General features: G+C 40.9%; 12 protein-coding genes. All 12 read left to right on the top strand.

The genetic code is table 11. The features are described from left to right. The first annotated feature begins 12 nt into the window (after positions 1–12). The 12 genes from ASG14_RS05550 to leuB all read left to right on the top strand — a co-directional run bounded on the left by ASG14_RS05550 (position 13) and on the right by leuB (position 11,359). Positions 13–237 carry a hypothetical protein gene (locus ASG14_RS05550; RefSeq protein ID WP_056869995.1) on the top strand — a complete coding sequence of 75 codons (225 nt, stop codon included), beginning with the start codon at positions 13–15 and terminating at the stop codon, positions 235–237. Between the two features lie 65 nt (positions 238–302). Then, on the top strand, positions 303–2,054 hold the full coding sequence (gene ilvB / locus ASG14_RS05545; RefSeq protein WP_056869994.1) for a biosynthetic-type acetolactate synthase large subunit: 1,752 nt from the start codon (positions 303–305) through the stop codon (positions 2,052–2,054). Between the two features lie 119 nt (positions 2,055–2,173). Next, positions 2,174–2,812 carry an acetolactate synthase small subunit gene (gene ilvN, locus ASG14_RS05540; RefSeq protein WP_056088599.1) on the top strand — a complete coding sequence of 213 codons (639 nt, stop codon included), beginning with the start codon at positions 2,174–2,176 and terminating at the stop codon, positions 2,810–2,812. A gap of 92 nt (positions 2,813–2,904) precedes the next feature. Next, complete coding sequence (locus ASG14_RS05535) at positions 2,905–3,288, top strand: glyoxalase superfamily protein (RefSeq protein WP_056869993.1); 384 nt, start codon at positions 2,905–2,907, stop codon at positions 3,286–3,288. A gap of 1 nt (position 3,289) precedes the next feature. Next, positions 3,290–3,772, top strand: a complete 483-nt coding sequence (locus tag ASG14_RS05530) for a DinB family protein (RefSeq protein ID WP_056869992.1) — start codon at positions 3,290–3,292, stop codon at positions 3,770–3,772. Positions 3,773–4,062: 290 nt separating this feature from the next. Then, positions 4,063–5,544, top strand: a complete 1,482-nt coding sequence (ilvC, locus tag ASG14_RS05525) for a ketol-acid reductoisomerase (protein WP_056869991.1) — start codon at positions 4,063–4,065, stop codon at positions 5,542–5,544. 124 nt (positions 5,545–5,668) lie between these two features. Beyond that, the gene (gene leuC, locus ASG14_RS05520) at positions 5,669–7,075 is read left to right on the top strand and encodes a 3-isopropylmalate dehydratase large subunit (RefSeq protein ID WP_082491352.1); all 1,407 of its coding nucleotides are present in this window, start codon (positions 5,669–5,671) and stop codon (positions 7,073–7,075) included. Positions 7,076–7,129: 54 nt separating this feature from the next. Continuing rightward, positions 7,130–7,417 carry an antibiotic biosynthesis monooxygenase gene (locus ASG14_RS05515; protein WP_056869989.1) on the top strand — a complete coding sequence of 96 codons (288 nt, stop codon included), beginning with the start codon at positions 7,130–7,132 and terminating at the stop codon, positions 7,415–7,417. A 7-nt stretch (positions 7,418–7,424) separates the two neighbouring features. Beyond that, the gene (locus tag ASG14_RS05510) at positions 7,425–8,108 is read left to right on the top strand and encodes a trans-aconitate 2-methyltransferase (RefSeq protein ID WP_056869988.1); all 684 of its coding nucleotides are present in this window, start codon (positions 7,425–7,427) and stop codon (positions 8,106–8,108) included. 60 nt (positions 8,109–8,168) lie between these two features. Then, complete coding sequence (gene leuD / locus ASG14_RS05505) at positions 8,169–8,750, top strand: 3-isopropylmalate dehydratase small subunit (protein WP_056869987.1); 582 nt, start codon at positions 8,169–8,171, stop codon at positions 8,748–8,750. A 54-nt stretch (positions 8,751–8,804) separates the two neighbouring features. Further along, complete coding sequence (locus tag ASG14_RS05500; RefSeq protein WP_056870254.1) at positions 8,805–10,265, top strand: ATP-binding cassette domain-containing protein; 1,461 nt, start codon at positions 8,805–8,807, stop codon at positions 10,263–10,265. Positions 10,266–10,267: 2 nt separating this feature from the next. Next, positions 10,268–11,359: a 3-isopropylmalate dehydrogenase gene (leuB, locus tag ASG14_RS05495; RefSeq protein ID WP_056869986.1), complete on the top strand. Its 1,092-nt coding sequence runs from the start codon at positions 10,268–10,270 to the stop codon at positions 11,357–11,359. Positions 11,360–11,365 lie beyond the last annotated feature (6 nt).

Raw genomic sequence — 11,365 nt, 5'->3', positions numbered from 1 at the left:
AATGAATACAATATGCAAATTATTAAAAGCATTGAAAGTAGAATTGAGCGGGCAAGTATGCGGCCGCAAATTGTGTCGGGCTGTGGTGAGCCAAAATCAGCATCACAGACTATGACTTTGATTTGGGTCGGCACCCGGAACATGCCAAAGGCGTTTAAAGCTCAACGTAGAGCTATTCTTGGTGGAGGTTTGCAAAATGCAAACCCAATCGATAAAAAGGAGAGATTGCTCAATTAATTTGGAAAAACCGGGGGAAGAATCCGGTTTTAGATTAAAGAATATACAACCGCAAAAACAAGATTATGGAAACTGCACAAGATATAGTACAACAACCCGAGGTTAAAGCAGAAACCTCAAAACATTCGTTTAAAGGAACAGGATCGCAGGTTTTATTGAATGGATTAATTGAAGAAGGTGTAACCACTATTTTTGGTTATCCAGGCGGTGCAATTATGCCAATTTACGATGCACTTTACGATTACGCAGATAAATTAGAACATATTCTGGTTCGTCACGAGCAAGGTGGCATTCACGCAGCCCAAGGTTTTGCCCGGGCAAGTGGCAAGGTTGGAGTTTGTTTCGCAACAAGCGGGCCGGGTGCAACAAATTTAGTTACCGGTTTAGCAGATGCTCAAATTGACAGCACACCGTTGGTATGTATCACGGGACAGGTTTTTGCGCATTTACTGGGTACAGATGCCTTCCAGGAAACAGACGTAATCAACATTACTACTCCAGTTACCAAATGGAATTATCAGGTTACCGATGCAAAGGAAATTCCTGAAGTTTTAGCTAAAGCATTTTACATTGCTAAAAGCGGCCGGCCTGGTCCGGTGCTAATCGACATCACAAAGAATGCACAATTACAGGTTGAGGAATTTCCTGAATATGTAAAATGCAATCATATCCGCTCCTACCGCCCCAAACCAAAAGTGAGGGTCGCATACATCGAGCAGGCAGCAGAACTTATTAATGCTGCCAAAAAGCCTTTTGTTTTATTTGGCCAGGGTGTAATTCTAGGTGGTGCCGAACAAGAATTTAAAGCCTTTATCGAAAAAAGCGGTATTCCTGCCGCCTGGACGATTATGGGCGATGGTGCAATCCCGACCGCACATCCACTAAATGTTGGCATGTTGGGCATGCATGGAAACTATGGCCCAAATGTTTTAACCAACGAATGTGATGTGTTAATTGCCATCGGTATGCGTTTCGACGACCGCGTTACCGGTAGGTTGGATAAGTATGCGAAGCAAGCAAAAGTTATTCACCTGGACATCGACCCTGCTGAAATTGATAAAAACGTGAAGGCAGAAGTTGGAATTTGGGGCGATTGTAAAGAGACCCTTCCCCTGCTTACCAATTTAGTAAACGAAAACAAACATGAAGATTGGTTGGCTAAATTCAAAGACTATAATCAACAGGAAATAGACCAGGTTATTACGCCAGAACTTTATCCTACCGGTGATGAAATGACTATGGGTGAGGTATTGCGCAACATCAACGAAATTTGTGGCGGCGATGCCGTAATCGTTACCGATGTTGGTCAGCACCAAATGGTTGCCTGTCGTTACGCCAAATTCAATCACACCCGCAGCAATATTACCTCTGGTGGTTTAGGAACAATGGGTTTTGGTTTGCCTGCAGCAATTGGCGCCAAATATGGTGCGCCTGCTAAAACAGTAATTGCCATTATCGGCGATGGTGGTTTCCAAATGACACCGCAAGAACTGGGTACGATAATGCAATTCGGCGCAGCGGTAAAAATCCTGATTTTAAATAACCGTTTCTTGGGAATGGTTCGCCAGTGGCAACAATTATTTCACGATAAACGCTACTCTTTCGTAAACATAACCAGTCCGGATTTTGTGGCCTTGGCAAAAGCCTATTATATTGAAGGCGCTAAGGTTGATGAACGGGCTAATTTAAGAAAGGCATTGGAAACCATGATTAACCACGAAGGTTCTTACCTGTTGGAAGTAATGGTTGGAAGAGAAAACAACGTTTTTCCGATGGTTCCGCAGGGAATGAGCGTAAGTGAAATTAGGTTGAAATAGAGCCAGGAATGAAAGGCGGCGCAAGCGTTAACTCGACTGGAGCGCAGCCAAATGGAGAGAACTTAAAATAAAGTTTGCTCCGCACGGTTGAAATGGACGATACGGTTAAAAGAAACATCATGAGTACTGAAAATACAATAGAACATAAAATAGATAAAGCTGATTTAGACGGAAAGCAGGAATACACGATAACGGTATATGCCGAGAACCGGATTGGCTTGTTAAACAGGATTGCGATTATTTTCTCAAAAAGAAAAATCAATATCGAGAGCCTAAACAGCTCGGCATCTGAAATTGACGGGATTCATCGCTTCAACATCGTAATTACCGAAAGTTATGAGGTTGTGAGGAAACTTGCACGACAGATTGAAAAGCAAATTGAAGTTTTGAAAGTTTATTTCAATACTAACGACGAAATTATCTGGCAGGAATTAGCGCTTTACAAAGTTTCAACCGATGAAATTGCTGAAAAGGTAACTGTTGAGCGTTTGTTGAGGCAATATGGCGCAAGTGCCGTGGTTATTCGTAAAGATTATACTGTTTTCGCGGTAACTGGTCACAGAGAAGAAACTGATGCACTCGTAAAGGCACTTGAACCATATGAACTGATAGAGTTTGTGCGTTCGGCAAGGGTTGCCATTATAAAAGATAGCGCTGGTTTCCATGAAAAACTGAAAGAGTTTGAAGCTTTTGAACCCGGAGAGGAACTTGTAGAAAACGAGTTTTTAGATAAAGGAGAAAAGATTTTTACGATGTAGCATTGAGCAAGAGGAAAAAGCAGGGATTACAAGCATGATGCCTGGCAATCTTTAGCAAAAAGCGCCTCTTTGCGGTTAAAAACTTAAGGAAAATGAAATGTAAAAGTGTTAAGCCGATTCTTCGAATATTCGATTATGATAAAGCGATTGAATTTTATGTGAATTGGCTGGGCTTTAAAATTGACTGGGAACATCGGTTTGAAGAAAATACGCCGGTTTATATTCAAATCTCCTTAGGTGGAATTGAATTACACCTGAGTGAGCATCACGGCGATAGTTCTCCGGGAGCGCACATTCACGTCGATTGTACCGGCTTACATGAATTTCATAAGCAAATAATAGATAAAAAATATAAATACAACAGGCCAGGCTTGGAAAAAACTTTCTACGGAAGCTGGGCTGTCACCGTAAACGATCCGTTCTTTAACAAGATTACTTTTAATCAGCCATTGGACGAATCAGAGATAGAAGCATAAAATGATAAACGAAGTATTTGATTTCATAATTAATTCCAGAAAAGCCTTTATCCAGCTTATCGATGACTTAACAATTGAACAGCTGAACAAAATTCCGGATGGCTATAATAACAACATCATCTGGAACTTTGGCCACATTGTAGTGAGCACACAAACACTTTGTTATGTACGCACAGGCATACTTGCAGATGCAGGCTCGGTAAAGTTTAATGAGTTTTACAAAAAAGATACCCGCCCAACTTACAGGGTAAGCCAGGAAGAGGTTGCAGAATTGAAGGCGATTGCGCTCGAAAGCATTGAAAAAATAAGAGATGATTATGCAAAGGGTGCGTTTGCAAATGCAATGGCCTTTTCAACTTCAACTTACGGAGTTGAAATGAAGAATATTGAGGAGGTACTGATTACAACAATCGGCCATGATAACCTGCACTACGGTTACGCCTGGGCACTGAAGAAGGTGATTGTTGATGTTCAGTCTGCATAAAAAGTGAACGTAAGTTTGCCGCTGATTTGTAACCATGAGGGACGCAGGAAAATTTTGAAACACAGAACCCTGGTAAAATAAACCCGATTGGCGTGGATGCCGGTTTTTCTCCGGCAGGAACAAAAAGCGGGACTGAAATAGCCGAAAAGCACAGGATTTGCTTTTCAACAAAATAAAAATGTTTTGTCACGAGATGAAACAGGCCATTAGATTGATTAAGCAAAAATCTTTTTACGAGCTCAGAATGACTGATAATTAGAAAATAGAACCATAAAATAAATAACAAAACGATGTCAAATTATTTTAACACATTACCTCTTAGAGAAAAATTAAACCAATTAGGTGTATGCGATTTCATGGAAAGTTCAGAGTTTCTGGACGGCATTAGTGCTTTAAAAGGCAAGAAACTGGTAATTGTTGGTTGCGGTGCCCAAGGCTTAAACCAAGGTTTAAATTTAAGAGATAGTGGTTTAGATGTAAGCTACACATTGCGCAAAGAAGCAATTGAAGGTAAGAGAGATTCATGGAAAAATGCAACTGAAAACAACTTTAAAGTTGGTACTTACGAAGAACTAATTCCTACTGCTGATGTGGTAATTAACCTCACTCCCGACAAACAACATACGGCAGTTGTGAATGCAATTATGCCTTTAATGAAAGATGGAGCCACTTTATTATATTCTCACGGCTTCAACATTGTAGAAGAAGGTATGCAAATCCGTAAAGATTTAACCGTTATTATGGTTGCACCTAAATGTCCTGGAAGCGAAGTTAGAGCGGAATATGTTCGCGGTTTTGGCGTGCCGACTTTAATTGCGGTACACCCTGAAAACGATCCTCAAGGTAAAGGATTAGCACAGGCGAAGGCCTATTGTGTAGGTACTGGCGGGCACAGGGCTGGTGTTTTAAAATCGTCTTTTGTGGCTGAGGTGAAATCTGATTTAATGGGCGAGCAAACTATTCTTTGCGGCTTGTTGCAAACCGGATCCATCTTATCGTTTGATAAAATGGTAGAAAAAGGCATCGATGCTGGTTACGCATCAAAACTTGTTCAATACGGTGTTGAAGTAATTACTGAAGCTTTAAAGCAAGGTGGTATTACTGCGATGATGGATCGGTTAAGCAATGTTGCTAAAATCAAAGCCTTCGAAATTTCGGAAGAGTTGAAAGACATTATGCGTCCGCTTTTCCAAAAGCATCAGGATGATATTATGAGTGGTGAATTTAGCCGGACGATGATGGAAGATTGGGCAGCGGGTGATAAAAATTTATTGAAATGGCGGGCAGAAACTGGCGAAACAGCCTTTGAAAAAACACCTGCCGGCGATGTTAAAATTGGTGAACAAGAATATTTCGATAACTACCTGTTAATGGTTGCTTTTGTTCGTGCGGGGGTAGAGCTCGCTTTCGAAACTATGGTTCAGGCAGGAATTAAACCGGAGTCGGCGTATTACGAATCGTTACACGAAACACCACTAATTGCGAATACGATTGCCCGTAAAAAGCTGTTCGAAATGAACCGCGTAATTTCCGACACGGCTGAATATGGTTGTTACTTGTTCGACCAGGCTTGTAAACCATTGTTAGCAGATTTCATGACGAAAGTAGATACAGATTTGGTTGGTAAAAACTTTAACGAAGGTAAAGATGGCGCAGTAGATAACAGAAAGCTTATCGATGTTAACGAAGCAATTCGCTCACATGAAGTAGAACAAATTGGCGCCACACTGCGTAAGGCAATGACGGCAATGAAGGCAATTAAAACTGCTTAAAAAGAGAAACCAGCGTTTCCGCTGATAAAAAGAGTATATGCCTTTAAAAAGGTGAGCAATTTATTAACACACTTGCTACTCCCTCCTACCCGGGAGGGTTGAGGTGGGGCTAATAACACATATGATGTCAAAAACATTAGTAGAGAAAATTTGGGACGCACACGTTGTAAAAAGTGAAGAAGGATTTCCTGATATTTTATACATTGATACACACTTAATACACGAGGTAACCTCTCCGCAGGCGTTTGATGGTTTGCGCAAAAGAGGATTACCGGTTTTTAGACCGAAACAAACGGTGGCTACGGCAGACCATAACGTGCCAACTTTAAACCAGCTACAACCTATTAAAGAGGAGCTTTCCCGCTATCAGGTAGATATGCTGACAAGAAATTGCGCAGAATTTGGGATTGAACTTTATGGCCTTGGCCATCCTTTCCAGGGGATTGTTCATGTTATCGGACCAGAACTGGGCATTACCCTACCTGGCAAAACAATGGTTTGTGGTGACAGTCACACATCTACCCATGGCGCTTTCGGAGCAATTGCTTTCGGGATAGGAACATCGCAGGTAGAACAGGTTTTTGCAACGCAATGTTTGTTGCAATCGAAACCTAAAACGATGAAAATTGAAGTAAACGGGCAGCTTGGAAAAGGTGTGGGCGCAAAAGATATTATCCTTTACATTATTGCTCAGATTTCTGCTGCCGGTGGAACCGGATTTTTTATCGAATATGCAGGTTCGGCTATTGAAGCTTTAAGCATGGAAGCGAGAATGACAATTTGCAACATGAGCATTGAAATGGGTGCCAGAGGCGGATTAATTGCGCCGGACCAAACCACTTTCGATTATATAAAGGGTAGAGAATTTGCCCCGGCCGGAGCGGAATGGGATAAAGCGCTTGCTTACTGGAAAACATTATACAGCGATGCTGACGCGAAATTCGATAGCATTTTAACTTTTGATGCGGCTGATATCGCTCCGATGATAACCTACGGTACCAATCCTGGAATGGGGATGGGCATTCGTGAAATTATTCCGGCAACTCAATCACAACCAGAAAAAGAAAAGCTTTCATATCAAAAAGCACTGGATTACATGGGCTTTGATGACGACGCAGCTTTGATAGGCAAACCGGTAGATTATGTTTTTATTGGAAGTTGTACAAACTCACGCATTGAAGATTTACGTGAAGTTGCAGAGTTTGTTAAAGATAAACGCAAGGCGGATAACGTAACCGTTTGGATTGTTCCTGGTTCTAAACAAGTAGAACAGCAAGCTAAAAACGAAGGTTTGGATAAAATTTTTGAAGCCGCTGGTTTCCAACTCCGCGAACCAGGTTGCAGTGCCTGTTTGGGAATGAACGAAGATAAAATTCCGGCAGGGAAATACTGCGTTTCAACTTCAAACAGAAATTTTGAAGGGCGGCAAGGACAAAACGCAAGAACATTATTAGCCAGTCCCTTAACTGCAGCAGCGGCCGCAGTTACAGGCGTAATTACTGATGTAAGAGAATTTTTAGTTGAAGGCTAACAGCAAAAAATAGTTAAAACGGCCGGTTGTTGCTAAACACAAAAATTAAGAAAGATGATATTAGAAGTTGCGATATTAAATGTAAAAGCCGGCCTTACTGCCGAATTTGAAATGGCCTTTGCAGAGGCTCAGAAAATTATCTCAGCGATGGAAGGTTACCTCTCACATCAACTTAAAAAGTGTTTAGAAGATTCGGATAAGTACATTTTGCTGGTAAACTGGGAAACATTGGAGGCGCATACCGGAGGCTTTAGAGGTTCTTCAGAATACCAGGACTGGAAAAGATTGTTGCATCATTTTTATGATCCTTTTCCAACCGTTGAACATTATGTAGCAGTTTAAATTAGAGATGGAAACATTACAAATACAAAACCAGTTTAATGCGGTTTCTGAAAAATACGACAGGCAGAGGCGGTTTCTAATTCCCTGTTTTGATGATTTCTATGGCATCGCCTTAAGTTTATCTGAAGAAGTTGGAACGGTTAAAAACATTTTAGATGTTGGTGCCGGAACCGGATTGATGAGCGCATTCTTCCACGAAAAATATCCGCAAGCAAAAATAACGCTGATTGATATCTCTGAAGCAATGCTTAAAAAAGCCGAAGAGCGTTTCGATGGAAAAGAAAACATTAGCTTTTTAAACGCAGATTTTGCAACAGTCGATTTACCCGAAAATCAGTATGATTTAGTGGTTTCAGGCTTGGCTATTCATCATCTACCCAACGAGTTAAAGCGCCAGCTTTTTGAAAAAATCGCAAAAGCTTTAAGTCCGGGTGGCTGGTTCATTAACGCCGACCAGGTATTAGGCGAAACAGATTTAGCGGAAAAGATATATACCGAAAACTGGAAGAATCATGTACAACAGAACCCTAATTTAACGGAAGAAGAGAAACAAAGCGCTTTTGAACGAATTAAGGTAGACATTATGGCGCCGCTAAAAGCACAATTAGAGTGGCTGGAAAGCGCCGGATTGAAGAACGCCAACTGCTATTACCAGCATTACAATTTTGTAGTTTTTGCCGCAAACAACTAAATATTATATAGGACGGTGGAAAAATAGTGATACATATACCGGCTACTTGATACTAATAAAATGAGAAAGTTTACAAAATTAACATCGGCAGTTGTGCCGCTAAACATAGAAAATATTGATACCGACCAGATTATACCTGCGAGGTTTCTAAAAGCAACCACCCGCGAAGGATTTGGAGAAAACCTGTTTCGCGATTGGCGCTATGAAAATGATAACCAGCCAAAAGCCGATTTTGTGTTGAACAACCCAACCTACAGTGGTAAGATTTTAGTTGCGGGGAAAAACTTCGGATGTGGCAGTAGTCGCGAGCATGCCGCATGGGCAATACAAGATGCAGGTTTTGATGCCGTAATTAGTAGTTTCTTTGCTGATATTTTTAAAGGCAATGCATTAAATAACGGCTTGCTGCCAATACAGGTAAGTGAGAACTTTTTGTCGCAAATTTTTAAAGCTGTTGACCATCATGCAGGCTCTTCTTTAGAGGTTGATTTGGAAAACCAAACGGTAACGATTATCGAAACGGGCGCACAAGAAGCTTTCGAAATTAATCCATACAAAAAATCGTGTTTAATTAACGGCTATGATGATATCGATTTCATTCTGGCGCAAAAAAATTTAATAGAAGAATTTGAGCAAAAATAATTGCGCAAAGCCAAAAACGCAAATAACACCCATTTAATCATCCGAAAGCAAAATATGAAGGAGCATTTCGTCAACATTCAGCATTTAAATTTAAAATACCAGCAAAAGCAGGTGTTACAGGATTTAAACTGGACGATAAATTACGGCGAAAACTGGGTTTTAGGAGGAATGAGCGGAAGTGGCAAAACCGCTTTGGCAAAAGTTATTGCCGGGCACTTAAGTGCCTTGGGCGATGTGAACATCAATTTTGCCTTAAATAGCCAACTGCCTGCCGAAGTCTTATTAGTTGAAAGCTGGTATCAATTTAAAAACCTGGAAGGCGTTGCAAACTTTTATTATCAGCAGCGCTACACCAGTTTGCAAGCAAAAGATACTTTAACCGTTCATGCAGAATTGGTTGCTTTTGGTAGCGAAAAGCATTTGCATTTCGATAAAGTGGAGCCGATTTTAGAAGCGTTAAATTTTTCTTCATTTGCAAGTTCTCAATTAATCGAGTTATCGAGCGGAGAACATAAAAAGCTGCAATTGATTAAAGCACTTTGGTTGAAACCACAATTGCTCATTCTCGACCAGCCATATACAGGATTAGATTCCGCATCGCGTAAAAACTTAAATGCTTTATTAGATGAAATTTCGGCTGAAGGTGTTCAGTTAATTTTAATAAGCAGCGAGGTCGAGCTACCAAAGTCGATAAATCATTTTGCAGAAATTAAAGGCGGTAAATTGGTCGAGGTAAATTCAATTGAGCTAGCCGCTGATGTTGTGAAGCAATCGGGAGAAATTCCTGACTTTTTAAAGCAATCGCCAATTTACGCATCAGATAATATTGTAAAAATGGTCGGTGTGAACATCAGTTACGGCGAAAAACAAGTTTTAAAAAATATTAACTGGGAAGTTAAAGCCGGCGAAAAATGGTTGTTGCAAGGACATAACGGATCTGGCAAATCAACGCTACTAAGCTTGATAAATGGCGATCACCCGCAATCTTATGCCAACGAACTTTATTTGTTTGGCAACAAACGTGGAAGTGGCGAAAGCATTTGGGATATTAAACAGCACATCGGTTTAATTTCTCCGGAGTTTCACTGGTATTTCGATGCCACTGCAACGGTTTGGCAAAGCATCGCGTCGGGCTTTTATGATACAGTTGGACTGTTTCAGCAACTTCCGTATTCAAAAAGCGCACAGGTTGATGAACTGGTAGAATATTTCGGCTTAACTGAAAGCAAAAATGAGTTGTTAAGCGCACTTCCATTGGGCAAGCAACGACTGGTTCTGCTGGCAAGAACGATTATTAAAAATCCCGAACTTTTGATCCTCGACGAACCTTGCCAGGGATTGGACCGGCGACAAACAACCCATTTTAACCAGCTGATTGATGAGTTGTGCAACAACGGAATGACCTTAATTTATGTTGGCCATTTTGAATCGCAGCTGCCAACCTGCATAGAAAAAAGAATATTATTAGAAAACGGCGAGGTAAAAGTCGTCGAGAATATACTAGAAAGCGTTTAAGAATGAAGAAGAACATTTTAGTAATACCTGGAGACGGTATTGGACCCGAAGTAACCACGTGGGGCAAAGCAGCATTGGAAAAAATTGCCGAAATTTTTGGGCATGAATTTCTGTTTGATGAAGCATTGATGGGCCATGTGGCAATTGAAGCTACCGGCGAACCCTTGCCAGATGAAACTTTAGAGAAAGCAAGAAAGAGTGATGCAATCCTTTTTGGTTCAATCGGCCATGCAATGTATGATAACGACCCAAGTTTAAAAGTTAGACCAGAGCAAGGTTTATTAAAAATTAGAAAAGAACTCGGCCTTTTTGCAAACCTTCGCCCCATATTATTATTTGATGAACTTCTTCAGGCTTCGAGCATTAAACCAGAAATTTTAAGGGGAACGGATATCTTGTTCTTCCGTGAATTAACGGGTGATGTATATTTTGGCGAAAAGTCTCGTTCTGAAGACAGGAATACAGCTTCAGATTTGATGATTTACCACCGTTACGAGGTTGAGCGTATTGCGCACAAAGCTTTTCAGGCAGCACAACAGCGTAGCAAAAGGCTGTGTTCGGTAGATAAAGCAAACGTTTTAGAAAGCTCTCGCCTTTGGCGTGAAACCGTGCAGGAAATTGCAAAACAATACCCTGACGTAGAAACCGAACACATGTTTATCGACAATGCGGCGATGCAGTTAATTAAAAATCCAAAAAAATTCGACGTGGTTTTAACGGCGAATTTGTTTGGTGATATCTTAACAGATGAGGCTTCGCAAATTGCAGGTTCTATGGGCATGCTGGCTTCGGCATCTGTTGGCGAAAGCACAGGTTTCTTCGAACCCATACACGGCTCTGCCCACGATATTACGGGGAAAGACCTCGCAAACCCACTGGCCTCTATCCTATCGGCAGCATTGATGCTCGAAATTGGCTTCGGGTTAAAGGACGAAGCCAAATTATTGGTAGATACCGTTGATGAAGTTTTAAAAGAAGGTTTTAGAACACACGATATTGCCGACCAAACCACCAACCGCTTTAAAGTTTTAGGCACAGCTGAAATGGGCAAATTGGTAATGAAATTCTTATCACAAAAATTAATCAATTCCTAAATAAAA

Origin of the sequence: Pedobacter sp. Leaf194 (assembly GCF_001423945.1) — a bacterium.
Classification (GTDB): Bacteria; Bacteroidota; Bacteroidia; order Sphingobacteriales; family Sphingobacteriaceae; genus Pedobacter.
Note: the sequence above shows the minus strand (reverse complement) of the source record. Positions and strands in the feature narration are given on the sequence as shown.